This is a genomic window from Acinetobacter sp. ANC 4648 (assembly GCF_002135345.1).
Taxonomy (GTDB): domain Bacteria; phylum Pseudomonadota; class Gammaproteobacteria; order Pseudomonadales; family Moraxellaceae; genus Acinetobacter.
In genome coordinates this window covers 190,169-207,816 of record NZ_NEGI01000005.1, presented here as the reverse complement: position 1 = coordinate 207,816, position 17,648 = coordinate 190,169, and the positions used below count along the sequence as shown (strand labels likewise).

General features: G+C 39.1%; 15 protein-coding genes. 5 read left to right on the top strand and 10 right to left on the bottom strand.

Going from position 1 to position 17,648, the window contains the following annotated elements; all coding sequences use genetic code 11:
* Positions 1-33: 33 nt before the first annotated feature.
* The 5 genes from B9T27_RS10485 to ahcY all read right to left on the bottom strand — a co-directional run bounded on the left by B9T27_RS10485 (position 34) and on the right by ahcY (position 7,270).
* Positions 34-1,275 (bottom strand): multifunctional CCA addition/repair protein, encoded by a 1,242-nt coding sequence (locus B9T27_RS10485; protein ID WP_086206771.1) that lies wholly within the window; start codon positions 1,273-1,275, stop codon positions 34-36.
* 85 nt (positions 1,276-1,360) lie between these two features.
* Positions 1,361-3,640, bottom strand: coding sequence for an NADP-dependent malic enzyme (locus B9T27_RS10480; RefSeq protein ID WP_086206770.1), 2,280 nt, complete (start codon positions 3,638-3,640; stop codon positions 1,361-1,363).
* Between the two features lie 451 nt (positions 3,641-4,091).
* Positions 4,092-4,811 (bottom strand): 16S rRNA (uracil(1498)-N(3))-methyltransferase, encoded by a 720-nt coding sequence (locus tag B9T27_RS10475; RefSeq protein WP_086206769.1) that lies wholly within the window; start codon positions 4,809-4,811, stop codon positions 4,092-4,094.
* An 81-nt stretch (positions 4,812-4,892) separates the two neighbouring features.
* Positions 4,893-5,729, bottom strand: coding sequence for a methylenetetrahydrofolate reductase [NAD(P)H] (gene metF, locus B9T27_RS10470; RefSeq protein WP_086206768.1), 837 nt, complete (start codon positions 5,727-5,729; stop codon positions 4,893-4,895).
* A 158-nt stretch (positions 5,730-5,887) separates the two neighbouring features.
* A complete protein-coding gene (gene ahcY / locus B9T27_RS10465) occupies positions 5,888-7,270 on the bottom strand; it encodes an adenosylhomocysteinase (RefSeq protein WP_086206767.1) in 1,383 nt (460 codons plus the stop codon).
* A gap of 249 nt (positions 7,271-7,519) precedes the next feature.
* On the opposite strand from ahcY, the gene B9T27_RS10460 reads away from it, so the two are divergent.
* Positions 7,520-8,059: a cysteine peptidase family C39 domain-containing protein gene (locus B9T27_RS10460; RefSeq protein WP_086206766.1), complete on the top strand. Its 540-nt coding sequence runs from the start codon at positions 7,520-7,522 to the stop codon at positions 8,057-8,059.
* Between the two features lie 174 nt (positions 8,060-8,233).
* Here B9T27_RS10460 and B9T27_RS10455 read toward each other — a convergent pair whose 3' ends face one another.
* Positions 8,234-8,743, bottom strand: coding sequence for a tetratricopeptide repeat protein (locus B9T27_RS10455; protein WP_086206765.1), 510 nt, complete (start codon positions 8,741-8,743; stop codon positions 8,234-8,236).
* 247 nt (positions 8,744-8,990) lie between these two features.
* Between B9T27_RS10455 and B9T27_RS10450 the strand changes: the two genes are divergently transcribed.
* Positions 8,991-10,334, top strand: coding sequence for an amidohydrolase (locus B9T27_RS10450; RefSeq protein ID WP_086206764.1), 1,344 nt, complete (start codon positions 8,991-8,993; stop codon positions 10,332-10,334).
* A gap of 155 nt (positions 10,335-10,489) precedes the next feature.
* Here B9T27_RS10450 and B9T27_RS10445 read toward each other — a convergent pair whose 3' ends face one another.
* Together B9T27_RS10445 and lipA are read right to left on the bottom strand one after the other, a co-directional pair.
* Positions 10,490-10,876 carry a carboxymuconolactone decarboxylase family protein gene (locus tag B9T27_RS10445; protein WP_086206763.1) on the bottom strand — a complete coding sequence of 129 codons (387 nt, stop codon included), beginning with the start codon at positions 10,874-10,876 and terminating at the stop codon, positions 10,490-10,492.
* A 187-nt stretch (positions 10,877-11,063) separates the two neighbouring features.
* The gene (lipA, locus tag B9T27_RS10440) at positions 11,064-12,077 is read right to left on the bottom strand and encodes a lipoyl synthase (protein WP_086206762.1); all 1,014 of its coding nucleotides are present in this window, start codon (positions 12,075-12,077) and stop codon (positions 11,064-11,066) included.
* Positions 12,078-12,276: 199 nt separating this feature from the next.
* Here lipA and sthA point away from each other — a divergent pair, with 199 nt between their 5' ends.
* Positions 12,277-13,692 carry a Si-specific NAD(P)(+) transhydrogenase gene (gene sthA / locus B9T27_RS10435; RefSeq protein ID WP_086206761.1) on the top strand — a complete coding sequence of 472 codons (1,416 nt, stop codon included), beginning with the start codon at positions 12,277-12,279 and terminating at the stop codon, positions 13,690-13,692.
* A gap of 143 nt (positions 13,693-13,835) precedes the next feature.
* On the opposite strand, the gene purN is transcribed toward sthA, so the two are convergent.
* Positions 13,836-14,468 (bottom strand): phosphoribosylglycinamide formyltransferase, encoded by a 633-nt coding sequence (gene purN, locus B9T27_RS10430; RefSeq protein WP_086206760.1) that lies wholly within the window; start codon positions 14,466-14,468, stop codon positions 13,836-13,838.
* Between the two features lie 10 nt (positions 14,469-14,478).
* A complete protein-coding gene (purM, locus tag B9T27_RS10425) occupies positions 14,479-15,549 on the bottom strand; it encodes a phosphoribosylformylglycinamidine cyclo-ligase (RefSeq protein WP_086206759.1) in 1,071 nt (356 codons plus the stop codon).
* Positions 15,550-15,683: 134 nt separating this feature from the next.
* On the opposite strand from purM, the gene cxpE reads away from it, so the two are divergent.
* Together cxpE and hda are read left to right on the top strand one after the other, a co-directional pair.
* Complete coding sequence (cxpE, locus tag B9T27_RS10420) at positions 15,684-16,886, top strand: chloramphenicol efflux transporter CxpE (RefSeq protein WP_086206758.1); 1,203 nt, start codon at positions 15,684-15,686, stop codon at positions 16,884-16,886.
* 16 nt (positions 16,887-16,902) lie between these two features.
* Positions 16,903-17,610 (top strand): DnaA regulatory inactivator Hda, encoded by a 708-nt coding sequence (hda, locus tag B9T27_RS10415; RefSeq protein ID WP_086206757.1) that lies wholly within the window; start codon positions 16,903-16,905, stop codon positions 17,608-17,610.
* Positions 17,611-17,648 lie beyond the last annotated feature (38 nt).

Sequence of the window (17,648 nt, the reverse complement as noted above, 5' to 3'; positions counted from 1 at the left end):
CAGGCATAGGACTTTCATGTTGAAAGTAAAGCACTAAACTGGATGTGCTGTATCCGAATGTTGCTGTTTAAATTCAGCAATAGCTTGTATACGTTTATGAATTAGCATTTCTCCAATATCTGGACCTTGAATCTCAGCAGGTAAATCTGCTGCCTTAATAGCACGTACAATATGCATAATTTCTAGAAGGTATTGTGCTTGGGGGTAACTACGATCTTCTAAACCTAAGCGACCACGGGCATCACACTCACATGCTTGTACAAAAGCTTCAACGCGTTCAGGGCGACGTAATACATCTAAACGCTGTAATAAACGCCATAATGTCCCTGCTTTTAAGGTAAAAGCTTGATGACATTTTAAATGCTCCTTGCAAACGGCTAAGGCCAACTGTTTGGTCTGGGTAGGAACTTTTAAGAGATCAGACACTGCTGTAACTGGTTGAATTCCACGTTCTTCATGCATGATATGTCGTGGTAATTCTTCTTTTGGTGTAAGTGCTTTACCTAGATCATGTACTAAAACCGCATAACGCACATCTAGAGAATAGTTGGCTTTACATGCTTGCTGTAATGACATTAGTGTATGAATACCACAGTCGATTTCAGGATGATATTCAGGTCGTTGTGGAACCCCAAACAGGGCATCAATTTCAGGAAATAAGACCTTTAATGCACCGCATTGACGTAATACTTCAAAGTACACGTCGGCATGCTTTTCCATGAGTGCCCGAGCTGTTTCTTTCCAGACTCGTTCGGGTGTTAATGCTTGTAATTCACCTGATTCTGCTAACTGTTGCATTAATGCAAGGGTTTCATTTGCAATGGTAAAGCCATATTGTGTATAGCGTGCAGCAAAACGTGCAACTCGGAGCACACGTAATGGATCTTCAGCAAAAGCATCAGAGACGTGACGTAAAATTTTATGCTTTAAATCGGCTTGCCCATGATAAGGATCATAGATATGACCAGCATCATCCATCGCCATCGCATTAATAGTTAAATCTCGACGAATAAGATCTTCTTCCAAAGTGACCTTCGGGTCGGTAAAAAATTCAAAACCGTGATATCCCTGTCCTGATTTACGCTCTGTTCTCGCGAGGGCATATTCTTCTTTTGTTTCGGGGTGCAAAAAAACAGGAAAATCTTTACCCACAGCTTGATAGCCTTGTGTAAGGAGCTGTTCAGGCGTTGCACCAACAACGACATAATCTTTTTCGTGATAGGGGTGTCCGAGTAAATGATCTCTGACGGCACCGCCTACTAAATAAACTTGCATGAAAAAAACCTCTATTCTTCAAGCAATCATGCTACAGAATAGAGGTTTTCTCAAGTAAAGAACTTTAGCTTTGACTAAAGATTCATTACATTGCGTCTTGTTCAGCCTGTTGAATCTCTGCAACAGTTAAAGCTGTCATATTCACAACACGACGCGTAGTGGCTGTCGGCGTTAAAATATGTACAGGTTTTGCTGCACCCAGTAAGATTGGGCCAATTGTCACGTTGTTACCAGATGTTGCTTTTAATAAATTGAATGAAATATTAGCAGCATCTAAGTTCGGCATAATTAATAAATTTGCAGAACCTTTAAAACGTGAATTTGGGAATGCAAAATGGCGGATGTTTTCATCCAATGCTGCATCACCATGCATTTCGCCTTCAACTTCAAGTTCAGGTGCAATTTCAGTTAAAATGTTGAAGACTTGACGCATTTTCTGTGCACTTGAGTCATGCTGATCAGAGCCAAAACTCGAGTGTGAAAGTAAAGCAACACGAGGTGTCATACCAAAACGGCGAACTTCTTCAGCAGCTAAAATGGTCATCTCAGCTAGCTGTTCAGCTGTTGGATTGGTGTTGACATAGGTGTCTGCAATGAAAAGATTACGATCTTCCAACATCAATGCATTCAAGGTAAAGAAGTTACTACGACCTTCTTTTAAGCCAATAATATTTTTAACAAAGTCTAAATGGATGTCGTAGCTGGAATAGGTACCACACAACATGCCATCAGCTTTACCAAATTTAACCAGCATTGAAGCAATTAAAGTTGAGCGGCGACGTGATTCACGCTGTGCATATTCAGGCGTTACACCTTTGCGTTGCATGATAGTGTAATAGTCATCTGCGAACATTTCGTAATCAGGATTTTTCTCTTGATCGACGATTTCAATATTGGTTCCGTTTTCAAGACGCAAACCTAATTTCTTAATATTCGCTTCAATAACTGCGGTACGGCCAACCAGAATTGGTAAAGCTAAACCTTCATCTACAGCAATTTGCACACCACGAAGGACACGTAAATCTTCACCTTCAGCATAAGCGATACGTTTAGGATTCGACTTTGCTTGAGCAAAGATGGGTTTCATCATGAATGCAGAGTTGTAGACAAACTCGGATAAACGTTGACGATACGCCGAAAAGTCTTCAATTGGACGCGTTGCAACACCTGAATCCATTGCTGCTTGAGCAATAGCAGGTGCAATTTCTAAAATTAAACGTTGATCAAGTGGGCGCGGAATTAAATAATCACGACCAAATGATGCAGATTTCTCACCATAAGTTGCAGCATCTGCCTCGATATGTGCCATGCGTGCGATTGCATGAACACAGGCAATTTTCATTTCTTCATTAATCGTGGTTGCACCAACATCTAGTGCACCACGGAAAATGTACGGGAAACAAAGCGCGTTATTTACTTGGTTTGGATAGTCTGAACGACCCGTCGCCATAATCACATCTGGACGCACTTCGTGTGCATGTTCAGGTAAAATTTCAGGATCTGGATTGGCTAATGCAAAAATGATTGGATCAACAGCCATTTTTTTAACCATTTCTTTAGTTAAAATTCCAGCGGCAGAAAGACCCAAGAACATATCGGCATTTGCGATGACATCTGCAAGTTGTGTACCTTCTATATCTTGAACATAACGTTGCTTAGAGGCATCTAAGCCTTCACGTTTCGTCGTTAGTAAGCCACGTGAATCAGCAACAATAATATTTTCTTTTTTCGCACCAATCGCACAGAGTAAATCTAAGCAAGAAAGGGCAGCTGCACCAGCACCTGAGGCAACAATTTTGATTTCATCAATTTTTTTGCCATTTAATTGCAATGCATTCAGAAGCGCAGAACCCACAATAATTGACGTACCATGTTGATCATCGTGGAATACTGGAATATTCATGCGTTCACGAAGTTTCTGTTCAATATAGAAACATTCTGGTGCTTTGATATCCTCTAGGTTAATTCCACCAAAAGTAGGCTCTAATGCTGCAACAATATCGACAATTTTATCAGGATCATTTTCGGCAATCTCGATATCAAAAACATCAACACCCGCGAACTTTTTAAAGAGTACGCCTTTACCTTCCATAACAGGTTTTGATGCCAATGGACCGATATTACCCAGACCTAAAACTGCTGTACCATTTGTAATAACTGCAACCAAATTGCCGCGAGCGGTATATAGCGCCGCTTTGGAAGGGTCTTTTTGAATTTCAAGACATGGTGCAGCAACACCAGGAGAGTAAGCCAGTGCTAAATCATGTTGATTGATCAGTTGTTTACTTGGCGTAACGCTGATTTTTCCTGGGGTTGGAAACTCGTGATAGTAAAGGGCTTGCTGTTTTAAAGATTGATCATCCATCTGAATCTCGATTATTACAATGTTCCAGCGAGGCTGGTAGTTTTGGCCAAATTTTCTCGAATATATCATTTGTTGAGCATTCGGGACAGTCAAAAAGTAGATATTTCGTGCAAAACAAGGCTTAAAAACGATTTTTGGAGATGAATAAAGCAATTTATTTCTGTTGTTTGAAAGTTAAAGTTTATTTTTGAGAAGGTATGATTTTGAAGAACAGAGCCCTTGTAAAATATAACGATTATTCGATTATAATTTTTTCTATGCAGGCCATATGTGCAGCAATACATATTCAGTTGATTGATTAAGCTAGAGTAGTCACTTAGTAAATAGTTTCACTAGATTGAGCTTACTGTAATGAAAATTTGGCTGAATTTTCAGTAGTGCCATGAATCAAACGTTTCAATCAGTAAAGTGAAATGAAGCATAGTTGTTTTACGAAATGTTTTAAGTCTAATTATTTGAGGCTGGCGTGATATAAAAGTATTGATAATGCAACCACAGGAGCAGTCTCTGTACGCAATACTCGTTCACCAATACACCAGTTTTGAAAACCTACGTTATTTGCTGATTCAATTTCTGCTTCACTCAAGCCACCTTCAGGGCCAATTAGAAGAGCAATATTTTTGCTTGCCTTGGCTAAGACATCAACTTGATCTTTATTGGGTGCAAGTACTAACTTAGTTTCGGGTAATTCATTTGCTAACCAGTCCACTAATGCTAAGGGAGGAAGTATTTCTGGAACGCGATTCATCCCACATTGTTCGCAGGCAGCAATTGCAATACCTTGCCAATGGTCAATTTTCTTTTGGTCACGGTCGTATTTGAGTCGCATTTCACAGCGATCTGAAGTTAAAAGTTGAATCTTGGAAACCCCTAATTCGACTGCTTTTTGAATGGCATAATCCATACGGTCACCTTTACTCATCACTTGTCCAAGTAAAGTGGTAAAAGCAGGGGTACGATCATCAGAGTTAAAGCTATTCACTAAAACAATAGCAGATTTTTTTGCGACTTCAGAAAGTGTGACTTGATATTCACCACCTTGTCCATTAAACAAAGTAGCACTTTCACCGACTTGTGCCCGTAATACTTTCACCCAATGGTGAAAAACGGTTTCTGTTAATTCAACATGCGTATCAACAGTTAATTTAGCTTCAATAAAAAAACGCGGCATGTGATATTACTCTCAGAAAATCGGTGAAAAGAAAATGAGTTTTAGCCCAATATTGTATTAAGCTAAATCAAGTATTAAAAATTAAGCTAAACCAAGATCAAGTACAATTTGACGATTTGGCTCAACGTGGTTCATGGTGTAGAAGTGTAAACTTGGTGCACCGCCAGCAATCAGGCGTTCACAGAGTTTAACCACTACTTCATGGCCAAAGGCTTTAATGCTTGCGCTATCATCACCATAAGTGGCTAATTGTTTGCGAATCCAGCGTGGAATTTCAGCCCCAGTACCATCAGCAAAGCGAATCAGATTGCTCGCATTCGTAATTGGCATAATGCCCGGTGCAACAGGAATATCAATACCCTCTTTTTGCAAACGGTCTACAAAGTAGAAGTATGCATCTGGATTGAAGAAGAATTGAGTTAAGGCTGCATTGGCACCTGCACGTGCTTTGGTGATAAAGTTTTGAATATCTTTATCGAAGCTTTCTGCTTGTGGATGCATTTCAGGATAAGCCGCCACTTCAATATGAAAATGATCACCAGAATGTTGACGAATGAATGCAACTAGATCAGATGCATAGGGTAATTCACCTAAGCCGACTTGACCTGAAGGTAAATCTCCACGTAAAGCAACTATTCGATTAATGCCTTGTGATTTATACAAATCCAGTAATTCAGCAATCCGAGCTTTGTCATCACCAATACAGGATAGATGTGGCGCAACAGGTGTACCTTTACCATTAAAATCATTAATTGCAGCAAGTGTACGTTCACGAGTTGAACCACCAGCACCATAAGTTACAGAAAAGAACTCAGGATTCAGCAATTGTAACTCTTGATGAACAACACGTAGTTTTTCCGCACCGACATCAGTTTTGGTTGGGAAAAATTCAAACGAAATTGGAATGCGTTTGGTCATTTTTCAAATCCTTTTTAATTTGTAAATACTTTGGTTTTCTTTTTATTGACCCTCATTCCACCTTCTGCTTGAACTGACTTTAAGCAGAGCTTAAAGCAAAGCACAAGAGAAGGTATTTTCCTCTCCTAACGGAGAGTTAAGAGAGGGGAAATTAAAACTTAGTATTTATAAGTGTCAGACTTAAATGGACCTTCAACTGGAACGCGCAAGTAGTCTGCTTGTACTTGAGTGAGTTGAGTCAATACGCCACCAAAACCAGCAACCATTGCCGCAGCAACTTCTTCATCTAATTTCTTAGGAAGAAGTTCTACTCGGATCGCAGCTTGTTTTTGATCTTCAGCAAGATCAGCAAATTTCTCAGCGAACAAATGCATTTGACCCAATACTTGGTTGGCAAATGAACCATCCATAATACGTGATGGGTGACCAGTCGCATTACCTAGATTAACTAAACGACCTTCTGAAAGAAGAATTAAGTAATCATTTTCATTTTCGGTACGATACACTTGGTGTACTTGAGGTTTAACTTCAACCCATTTGTAACCACGTAAATAGTTGGTATCAATTTCAGTATCAAAATGACCAATATTACATACTACTGCGCCTGCTTTAAGGGTATCAAGCATTGCAGCATCACAAACGTGGTAGTTACCCGTTGTCGTAACGATCAAGTCAGTATTTTGTAGAAGATCAGCATTTACATCTTCTTTTTTACCCGTTTGTACGCCATTTTTATATGGAGATACAACTTCATAACCGTCCATACATGCTTGCATTGCACAGATTGGATCAACTTCAGTAACACGTACAATCATACCTTCTTGACGAAGTGATTGTGCAGAACCTTTACCTACATCACCGTAACCAATAACAAGCGCACGACGACCAGACATTAACATATCCGTACCGCGTTTGATGGCATCGTTTAGAGAGTGACGGCAACCGTATTTGTTGTCGTTTTTAGATTTCGTTACTGAATCGTTTACGTTGATTGCAGGAACTTTAAGTGAACCGTCTTTCCACATTTCTAGAAGACGTTGAACACCTGTCGTGGTTTCTTCAGTAATACCATGAATTTTAGCAATGAGAGCTGGGTATTTGTCATGTACAACAGCAGTTAAATCACCGCCATCATCCAAGATCATGTTGGCATCCCAAGGTGTGCCGTTTACATTGATTTGTTGTTCAAGACACCACATGTATTCTTCTTCAGTTTCGCCTTTCCAAGCAAATACAGGAACACCTGAAGCAGCAATCGCAGCAGCAGCATGGTCTTGAGTAGAGAAGATATTACATGAAGTCCAACGAACTTCTGCACCCAATTCAACTAGGGTTTCAATAAGAACCGCAGTTTGAATAGTCATGTGGATACAGCCGAGAATTTTTGCGCCTGCAAGTGGTTTTGCAGCAGCATAACGACGACGTAAACCCATAAGTGCTGGCATTTCTGCTTCAGCAAGTTTGATTTCTTTACGGCCGTAATCAGCAAGTGTGATATCAGCAACTTTGTAATCTGTAAATGAAGCAGTAACCGCGTTCATCTGGATCTCCTAGATAAAAATAGATTGGATCGTTATGTTCGCGGATGCCGTTGTTGATCAAAGTCAGTATTTCACAGAAGTTTTGACCGAATTGTCGAGCCTAGCGATTTCACATTACTGTTTTTGAAAATCAGCCTGTGAAAAAGTCGCAGCACCCCTCGACGAGTCGCATATTGTACTTGGAAATAGTTGTAGTTCCAATGTCGTTTTGCTTATTATCAGCACAATCATCTTTTTTTGAATTGTGTTATGGCTTTGAATATCCCTGAATCTTTGTTGAGTCTTGAGGCAAATTGTGGTGTTTTTGCACTATGGATGATTTTCCAGCAGCATGGTATACAAATAGATATTGCTGAGCTAGTCAAGTTAAGTGGACATGATTATGAGCATGGTACATTTACCATTGCACTCGCAGTTGCCTTGAAAAAGTTGGGTTTTGAAGTGTCTTTTTATACAGATATCGATCCAAATATTGCGGATCAAGAAATCACTGTTTATGAAGATGCAAAAAAATTACAGATTCCAATTCAGGCGGCATTAAATTATCAGGATATTCAAAAAGCATTTGAAGATGGGAAATTGATTATTGTCTATTATGATACTTTGCAAGGTATAGGTAATCAGTCATTGGTCTATTCCATCGATGAGCAAGAAATTTGTTTTTTTGATAGTTTTGATCCAATGCCAGCGGTTGTATTTGAACAGCAACGTAAAGTAGATGGAATTTGTCAGCAAGTGATTGTGATTGATGATACTAATTTTAATATGCAGTCTTTAAAGATGAGCTGATTATTCATAACATCATTAAGGTAAATTTTATTTTTGTTGTCATCAACCCTAATAAGCATGACAAATACTTCATATTTTTTGACCTAGATTCAATTATTTAGAAGTGTTTGATTTTTATATTTTGGGTTAATGAATTTAAAATTTTAAAAGCCAATCTTTCAATTGGCTTTTTTATTAACTAAACTTTTGAGCTTTTAAAGACCATTCTTCAGCCTTTGCTTCGTCTATATCAATACCTAAACCGTGTTCATAGATACACGCTAAATCACGCATCGCTTGAACTTCACCCAATTCGGCTGCTTGTTGAACCAATCCAATCGATTTCGCAACATCTTTTGTAACGACATCACCACGACGGTAGAAATTAGCCAATTCCAAAAGTGCAGAAGGGTGTTTTAACTTACTGGCTTGCTCTAACCAACGATAAGCATGTTCAAAATAGACTTTTGATTCAGCAGGATCTTCTTCTAACAATTCTTTGGCATAAAAAGCATAGCCTTCACCAAGCCAATACATCGCTTCTACATTACCCAGTTGTGCTGCTTTAAGTGCCCATTCTTCAGCATGTTCATTATCATCTTCATCTTCACTTTGCATATAAAGCTCAGCAAGATCAAATTGAGCTGCAGCATTGCCTGCAACAGCACGATTGAATAAGTCGGTTGGGATAGAGATTTTAGACATAAAAATCCAAAGAAAAAATTATTTGCTATAGCCTAAAATGTTTAGCGTAAAAAAGCCAATCGTTCTGTTCGTTATTAGGTTTAGTTTCTTACATTTTTAGTCAATGGTAATGCTGCTCTTCATCTTGTACACCTATATTGTATAAATATAAAAATATACTTCTAAAGTTGGCCTTTTTTACTCGTTAAATTTTATGCTGACTAGGCAATAAATGAGTAGTTTAAATTTAGAGGGAAGTAAGAATATCATGAAGATAAGTGGTCAAGTTTGTGCAGCAGTTGTGTTGCTGAGTATTGGTAGTGTTAGTTTTGCAGATTGGGTGAAAGACTCTGTACAGAATGTGGAACAAAAAACAATTCAATTACGTCAGCATATTCATGAGAATCCTGAACTAGGTAATATGGAGTTTAAAACTTCTGAATTGGTGCAAAAAGAACTTAAATCTTATGGTGTTGAAGTTAAGGCAGGTTTTGCAAAAACAGGTGTAATTGGTATTTTAAAAGGTGGTAAATCAGGTCCTGTAATGGCTTTACGTGCAGATATGGATGCTTTACCAATGCCAGAAAAAACGGGCTTACCTTTTGCAAGTAAAGTCAAAGCTATTTACCAAGGCAAAGAAACATCAGTCATGCATGCCTGTGGTCATGATGCACATACCGCTATGCTATTAGCTGCGGCTAAAGTATTAGCGGCAAATAAAGACAAGATTGCTGGAACGGTCATCTTTGTGTTTCAACCTGCGGAAGAGGGTGGTGCTGATATAGAAAATTTTACTCAGGGACGTCAAATTGGTTCTCGTAAAATGATTAGTGATGGTGCTTTTAATCATCCGAAGCCTGAAGTAATGTTAGGTTTGCATGTTATGGCTGGCATGCCAAGCGGAAATATTTTTTATAAAGATGGGGTTATTTTAAATAGTGCCGATTCTGTTCGGATTACTTTAAATGGTCAACAAGTACATGGTTCTACACCTTGGTTAGGACGTGATCCTATCGTAGCAGCAGCTCAAGTTATTACTAATTTACAAACTTTAATTAGTCGCCGTGTGGATTTAAGTAAAGGTATGGGGGCATTGAGTATTGGAAATATTCAGGGGGGTACAGCAGGGAATATCATTCCTGAGCAAGTGACTATGGTGGGAAGTATGCGCTCTAATCATGAAGATATTCGTCAAAGTATGTTAAAACAGCTACCTATAATGGTTGAGCATGTTGCACTTGCTAACGATGTTAAAGCAAAAGTTGAATTATCATCATACGCACCTGTGACTGATAATAATAAAGTTTTAACTGCACTTATGACTCCGACGTGGAAGTCAGTAGTGGGGAATTCTAAACTGCACCTTTTAGAACATAATGCCAGTCCAAGTGAGGATTTTGCTTATTATGGAAAGTTGATGCCATCTTTGTTTATATTTCTTGGTGCAACGCCACTGAATCAAGACTTAGCTCAGGCTGCGCCAAATCATAATCCACTTTTTGTTGTTGATGATGCAACTTTAAAAACGGGTGTCGAGGCGCATGTGCGTTTTATTTTGGATTATCCAGCAGTTGCTGAGCAAGTTCAGGTAGCTTGGAAAGTGAAGTCTTAAGATTCAGCGGAGTTTCACAACAATTTTAAAAAATTAAGCCAAGTTGGCTTAAAACAGCGAATACTTATTTGAGTATTCGCTGTTTAGGTGCATTTTATGTGTTTTTAAAATTATGAATATGATGCTCTAAAAGCAAAAAAAGATCTCGAGATAAATTATTTACTCTGTTGATATTCATTAATGACTTCCAGTGCAGCACGGAAAGCTTCTTGAGTCGCAGGTGCACCACAATACAGTAGACTATGTAACAGCACTTCTTGAATTTCTTCGACGGTCGCACCATTGTTTAAAGCACCGTGGACATGACCTTTTAGTTCAGTTGGACTTTTTTGTGCAGTTAAAAAAGCAATGGTAATGAGTGAGCGATACTTAAGTGGTAATACCCCTTCACGTTGCCAAGTTGAACCCCAAGCGTGTTCATTAATCCAGTCTTGCAACGGTTGGGTAAAGGGTACTGTATTGTCTTGAGCACGCTGAACAAAACTTTCGCCCATTACTTGGGTACGAACTTTTAAGCCATTTTCATAATCTTGTTGTGACATTCTAAATTTCCATTTTTTGATGTATTTATGGCAATAGCATAAGATATTGAGTTTTAAAAACCATTGGCGATTGGTTGTAAAATTTGCAAGATCTAGTGATAAGATTGATTTTTTTTATTTGTATAGATCAATAAAAAAGCCCTCAAGGAATGAGAGCTTTTCTGGTATTTAGGGGGCTAAGGCAAATTTATGCTTCGATGGTTTGTACTGCAATTTTTTTGGCAGGATCAGCTTTACGACGTACTGCTGGCACAGGTTCGCCATAATATTGACGATCTGCAAAATAACTTGAACGTACCATTGGTGCCGCCCAAATATTTCTAAACCCTAACTTTTGACCATGTGCGGTATAACGCTCAAATTCTTCTGGAGTGACAAAACGATCCAGTGGAGCATGTTGTTTCGATGGCTGTAAGTATTGACCAATCGTAATATAATCAACATCGTGGGCACGAAGATCATCTAATAAAGCCAGTACTTCCTCTTCGGTCTCACCAAGTCCCACCATCAAGCCACATTTGGTTGGTACATCTGGGCAATATTCTTTAAACATTTTTAAAAGCGTTAAGGAATGTTGATAGTCAGAACCTGGACGCATGGCTTTATATAGACGTGGTACAGTTTCAATGTTGTGGTTAAACACGTCTGGTGGGCATTCAGTCATGATGCGTAAGGCAACATCCATACGACCACGGAAGTCAGGCACCAGAATTTCTAATAATGTTTTTGGGCTTAAAGCACGAGCTTCTTTAATGCAGTCAACAAAGTGTTGAGCGCCACCATCGAGAAGGTCGTCACGGTCTACAGAGGTGATGACTGCATATTTTAAACCTAGATTCGAAATGGTTTCAGCCATGTGGCGAGGTTCATCAGTATCGAGCGCATTTGGTCGACCATGTGCAACATCACAAAATGGACAGCGACGGGTACAAATATCACCCATAATCATAAAGGTTGCAGTACCACCACCGAAGCATTCTGGAAGATTTGGACAAGCGGCCTCTTCGCAAACGGTATGGAGTTTTTGCGCGCGCAATGTTGTTTTTATACGTTGAACTTCATCAGGCGCAGCCATTTTTACCCGAATCCAATCTGGCTTTCGAGGCGTTTCAACCGTTGGGATAACTTTTACAGGAATACGGGCAACTTTTTCTGCACCGCGTAGCTTAACACCCTGTTCAGGTTTACGGTTCTCTGACATATTCAACTTTTCCACTGTTTTTTGACGGGGGATATTTATTTATATTATAGCGGAATTGAAAAATGATAGGGTAAAAACACTATTCATTTACTAAATGTGCTCATCACGTAATATATCCTAGGTAAATACAGAAAAATGGTAAAGATTAGGTCATAATATAGATAAGATATATACAGAATTTGAGTATAAGGAGCTTTGAATGCCACGTAAAAAAGAAGTCGTTAGTGGGAATTTTTCAAAATACGATGCTGTCGTAATTGGTTCAGGACCTGCTGGTGAAGGCGCGGCAATGAAGCTTGCTAAATCTGGTAAGCGTGTTGCAATAGTTGATATTCGTGAGCAATTAGGGGGTAATTGTACCCATGTTGGCACAATTCCAAGTAAAGCATTACGTCAAACTGTTTCTAGCATTATTCGATATCAACGTGATCCAATGTTTAAAAAAGTGGGGGATTGGAAGCAATTCACCATGAAACAAGTTTTACGCAATGCACATAAAGTGATTCAACAACAAGTCGATACACACTCACGTTTTTATGATCGAAATAAAATTGATATCTTCCACGGTCGTGCTTATATCCAAGATAAAAGTACCGTATTAGTTTTTAGTGATGATGGCATCAAAGAAACCCTGAGTTTTAAGCAATTGGTTCTAGCTACTGGTAGTCGTCCATATCATCCACAAGGTTTAGACTTTAACCATCCACGTGTATTTGATTCAGATAAAATCCTAGACTTAGATTTCCCAATTCATAAAATCATTATTTATGGTGCGGGTGTTATTGGTTGTGAATATGCGTCCATTTTCATTGGGCTTGATCATAAAGTTGATTTGATTAATACCCAGCATCAATTGCTCAGTTATTTGGATGATGAAATTGCAGATGCGTTGTCATATCACTTACGTGAGCAGGGTGTACTGATTCGTCATAATGAACAAATTGAACGTTTGGAAACATTTGATGACCACGTGGTGATGCATTTGCAAAGCGGCAAAAAAATTAAAGCCGATGCGATTTTGTGGTGTAACGGGCGTTCTGGCAATACCGATGGTTTAGGTTTAGAAAATGTGGGTATTACACCAAATAGCCGTGGTCAGCTTGCAGTCAATGATCAATATCAAACTGAAGTTGAAAATATCTATGCAGCAGGGGATGTGATAGGTTGGCCATCTCTTGCTTCGGCTGCGTATGACCAAGGTCGCTGTGCTGGCTCAAATATGAGCGGTGAAAAAGATGTGAAGCCTGTGAAAGATATTCCAACAGGGATTTACACTATTCCTGAGATTTCTTTCTTTGGTAAAACTGAAAGTCAGTTAACTGCTGAAAAAATTCCTTACGAAGTTGGACAGGCATCCTTCCGTCATTTGGCGCGTGCACAAATTACGGGTGATACAACTGGTGAACTTAAGCTTTTGTTCCATCGTGATACTTTAGAGTTACTGGGTGTGCATTGTTTTGGTAATAATGCAGCGGAAATTATTCATATTGGTCAGGCAGTGATGCAAAGTGGTAATAACACCATTAAGTATTTTGTTGAAACGACTTTTAACTATCCAACGATGGCGGAAGCGTATCGTGTGGCGACACTGAATGGTATGAACCGTTTGTTCTAATATTTAAACGATTTGATTAAATTAAATCCGTAAGTGATCACTTGCGGATTTTTTTATGCTTAAATATTTATATTCTTTAAAAAGATAAAGCCAGCTATTTACATAACTGGCTTATTTATTCGGATAAATTTATTTTGAAATGCTCAAAGCTTGCAGAACTGGATGGGCTCAACTAAGGGCTGACCTTTGTACAGGACTTGACCTTCTGGTGTATGTTGTAGTGTACCATTACAAATCCACTCTACGGCTTGAGGGTAGATGAGGTGTTCCAATACATGAACGCGAGTTGCTAAAGAAACCGCATTATCATGCAAATGAACTTTCATTACACCTTGCGTCAGTGCTTGGCCTGCATCTAATTCCGCCGTGACATAATGCACGGTACAACCATGCATCACATCACCCGTATTGAGTACGCGCTGATGAGTATGCATACCTTTATAGTGCGGCAAAAGAGAAGGGTGGATGTTTACCATTTTCCCTTCCCAAGCCTGCACAAATTTGGCACTTAAAATACGCATGAACCCTGCAAGAATTACTAAATCAATATTCCAGTCAATTAATTGCTGATGCATAACATCATCAAAAGCTTCACGGTTGGGATATTGTTTGTGCTCAATAACAGTCGTTGCAATTCCAGCATTTTTTGCACGTTCTAAAGCATAAGCTTCAGGCTTATTGGAAATGACCCCAACAATTTGACCTGACAGATTGGCATCTATCAGGGCTTGTAAGTTACTTCCACTGCCTGAAACGAGGACAGCAATTTTGATCATGCGTTACTCTTTATGCAAAAATTACGCGAATCTTTTCATCAGCACCGTCAACAGATTCAGCATTATCGACAATGTGACCCATTGTCCATGCTTTTTCACCAAGACTTGTCAATAATTCAACAGTTTTTTCAGCATCTACTGCATCAACTACGATGACCATGCCGACGCCACAGTTAAATGTGCGGTACATTTCGAATTGCTCAACACCGCCTTCACGTTGAAGAAGTTTGAACAATTCTGGCCATTCCCAAGATGACTCATTAACCACTGCTTGAGCACCGTTTGGAAGTACACGTGGTAAATTACCTGGTAAACCGCCACCAGTAATGTGCGCCATCGCATGAACATCAACTTCTTTACAAAGTTGAAGTAAAGATTTTACATAAATACGTGTTGGTTCCATTGCTACATCTGCAAGTGGACGACCATCGACAATTTGAGTTAAATCTAAGTTTTTGACATCAATAATTTTACGAAGTAAAGAATAACCATTTGAATGCGCGCCAGAAGAGGCTACACCAATCAATACGTCACCAGCTTTAACTTTGGTTCCATCAATAATTTTGCTTTGCTCAACGACACCTACACAGAAACCTGCAAGATCGTAATCTTCACCTTCATACATACCTGGCATTTCAGCAGTTTCACCGCCAACTAATGCACAGCCTGCAAGCTCACAACCAGCGCCAATACCTGTGACTACATTTGCAGCGACATCTACATTTAAGTGACCCGTTGCGTAGTAGTCAAGGAAGAACAATGGTTCAGCACCACAAACAAGAAGATCGTTCACACACATTGCAACCAAGTCTTGACCAATCGTGTCATGACGGTTTAAGTTGAGTGCTAAACGTAATTTTGTACCCACACCATCTGTGCCAGATACAAGAACAGGTTCTTCATAACCTTTAGGAATTTTACAAAGTGCGCCAAAACCGCCTAATCCGCCCATTACTTCAGGACGTGATGTGCGTTTAGCGACAGATTTGATTCGGTCGACGAGAGCGTCTCCCGCTTCAATGTCGACACCTGCATCTTTGTAGCTTAAACCAGTGTTTGGGGTAGAAGTTGAGTTGCTCATAATGAAGTCTCCGCATTCGCGCGGCGATTATACCTGAATATACGAAACTCTTATGTTATTTATGTGCCAAAATGCTATCTTTACTAAAATATTTTACTTTTTATAACGATTAAATCTGAATAAGGCGTGATTACATGCACGATCGGACATTAAAACGAATTTTTATTCTTGCGGGTATCGCATTAATTTTATGGGTTTTATACCTATTAAAACCTGTGGTTATACCTTTTGTAGCAGCTTTTTTAATTGCCTATCTGTTTAGCCCATTGGTTGAGAAACTGCATCGCTTTTTACCGAGATGGATTGCGATAGCGATTGTTTTTATTGTCATTGTTGTGGGCGTGACATGGGCAATGTGGTTTGTTGTTCCGTTGGTATGGAAGCAGCTGATTTATGCGCGGGATAGTATTCCTGAAGGTATTCATTGGATTAATGCTACTTTATTGCCGTGGGTTTCACATCAATTTAATGTTGCTCCGATGGAAATTGATACTGAACAAATTTCAAAGGTAGTGATGGATTATGTTCAGACCAATTATAGTGCAGATAGTATTCAGGCGATGGCCTTAAAAATTGCGCAATCAGGTTTAAGCTTTATTCAAATTGGTGGAACAGTTGTTTTAATTCCAATCATTGCATTTTATTTCTTACTCGATTGGAATCGAATGCTGCAAAACTTTAAAACTTTAATTCCACTGAAATACGAACAAAGCACCTTAGAAATTGTAGCTGAATGTCATAGTGTGTTGGGAGCATTTGTCAAAGGTCAGTTCTTGGTCATGGTTCTACTTGGCATTGTTTATGCTGTTGGTTTGCAATTGATTGGTCTAGAAGTTGGTTTGATCATTGGCATGGTGGCAGGTTTAGCCAGTATTATTCCTTATTTGGGTTTTGGTGTTGGAATTATTTCTGCTGTTATTGCGACATTCTTTCAGTTTGGTCTAGATTGGACGCATTTGGCTTTAGTCGCTGTGGTTTTTGGTATTGGTCAATTGCTTGAAGGTTATGTTTTACAACCCTTTTTATTGGGTGATAAAATTGGTTTATCTCCAGTAGCGGTTGTATTTGCAGTGCTGGCTGGTGCGCAATTGGGCGGATTTATGGGGATGTTAATTGCACTTCCAGTCGCTGCTGTTATTGTAGTTTTATTAAAACATACTAAGAGTTGGTATCAACAAAGTCAGTTTTATCAATCTACTCCTTCGACCGTTGTACTACACCATCATGGTGATACCAGCACAGTTTTAGTCGAAAGTGATCAAGTCAATCTTGATATTGAATTTAAAAACACGCAAGATACTGAAGAATCAGTCAAAACTGATAAAGACCCATTATAGAACTGAAGAGTAAATTATGCGTCAATTGCAGTTGAATATAGAACCACTACTGGACGCTAGAATTAGTGATTTTTCTGGCCCAGGATGGGGGCCTGTAATTGATGCAGTGAGACAATTGCATGCAGGGCTCATGAATCGCTTCTATATTTATGGAGGAGCGGGAACAGGAAAAAGCCATTTGTTGTCCGCAATCTGTGACTCATATTTAGATGTGGGTAAAACAGCTATTAAAGTCTCTTTGTTAGAGTTGTTAGATGCACCGATTGAAGCAATTACTTCGCTTGAAACTTATGATTTGGTTGCACTTGATGATATAGAGTCTATAAGCGGCGTGCTGCATTGGCAAAAAGCGGTTTTTCATTTAATTAATAATAATAATGAAGGTGGTGGGCAATTGGTGTTCTCTTCAAGAGTTGCACCCATTGAATTAAAACTAGAATTACCCGATTTACAATCTCGATTGACCCAAGCCGTTAGTGTGAAAGTTCCTAGTGGACATTCACATGCAGATCGTCAGGCCTTGATTTGTTCAGTATTAGAACGCCGGGGTGTACATTTTGACTCGCAGATTACAGAATATTTGCTATTACATGGTCCACATCAAACGAGTACACTCTTGCAATCTCTGGATCAACTTGAAAAATTACTGAAAGGTGAAAAAACAAAATTATCAAATGCAACTTTAAGACAAATATTTGCATTGATAGATGAGTACCGACAGTAATTAAAATTCTTGTGAATTTTTTTAAGCTGTGACAAAGT

Bases quoted from the DNA above. Each gene is read 5' to 3' on its own strand.
- sthA (WP_086206761.1), top strand. From the start codon at position 12,277: ATGCCACGTAAAAAAGAAGTCGTTAGTGGGAATTTTTCAAAATACGAT.
- B9T27_RS10460 (WP_086206766.1), top strand. From the start codon at position 7,520: ATGGCTTTGAATATCCCTGAATCTTTGTTGAGTCTTGAGGCAAATTGT.
- purM (WP_086206759.1), bottom strand. From the start codon at position 15,549: ATGAGCAACTCAACTTCTACCCCAAACACTGGTTTAAGCTACAAAGAT.
- ahcY (WP_086206767.1), bottom strand. From the start codon at position 7,270: ATGAACGCGGTTACTGCTTCATTTACAGATTACAAAGTTGCTGATATC.
- B9T27_RS10475 (WP_086206769.1), bottom strand. From the start codon at position 4,811: ATGCCGCGTTTTTTTATTGAAGCTAAATTAACTGTTGATACGCATGTT.
- hda (WP_086206757.1), top strand. From the start codon at position 16,903: ATGCGTCAATTGCAGTTGAATATAGAACCACTACTGGACGCTAGAATT.
- B9T27_RS10455 (WP_086206765.1), bottom strand. From the start codon at position 8,743: ATGTCTAAAATCTCTATCCCAACCGACTTATTCAATCGTGCTGTTGCA.
- metF (WP_086206768.1), bottom strand. From the start codon at position 5,729: ATGACCAAACGCATTCCAATTTCGTTTGAATTTTTCCCAACCAAAACT.
- B9T27_RS10485 (WP_086206771.1), bottom strand. From the start codon at position 1,275: ATGCAAGTTTATTTAGTAGGCGGTGCCGTCAGAGATCATTTACTCGGA.
- B9T27_RS10480 (WP_086206770.1), bottom strand. From the start codon at position 3,640: ATGGATGATCAATCTTTAAAACAGCAAGCCCTTTACTATCACGAGTTT.
- B9T27_RS10445 (WP_086206763.1), bottom strand. From the start codon at position 10,876: ATGTCACAACAAGATTATGAAAATGGCTTAAAAGTTCGTACCCAAGTA.
- lipA (WP_086206762.1), bottom strand. From the start codon at position 12,077: ATGTCAGAGAACCGTAAACCTGAACAGGGTGTTAAGCTACGCGGTGCA.
- purN (WP_086206760.1), bottom strand. From the start codon at position 14,468: ATGATCAAAATTGCTGTCCTCGTTTCAGGCAGTGGAAGTAACTTACAA.
- cxpE (WP_086206758.1), top strand. From the start codon at position 15,684: ATGCACGATCGGACATTAAAACGAATTTTTATTCTTGCGGGTATCGCA.
- B9T27_RS10450 (WP_086206764.1), top strand. From the start codon at position 8,991: ATGAAGATAAGTGGTCAAGTTTGTGCAGCAGTTGTGTTGCTGAGTATT.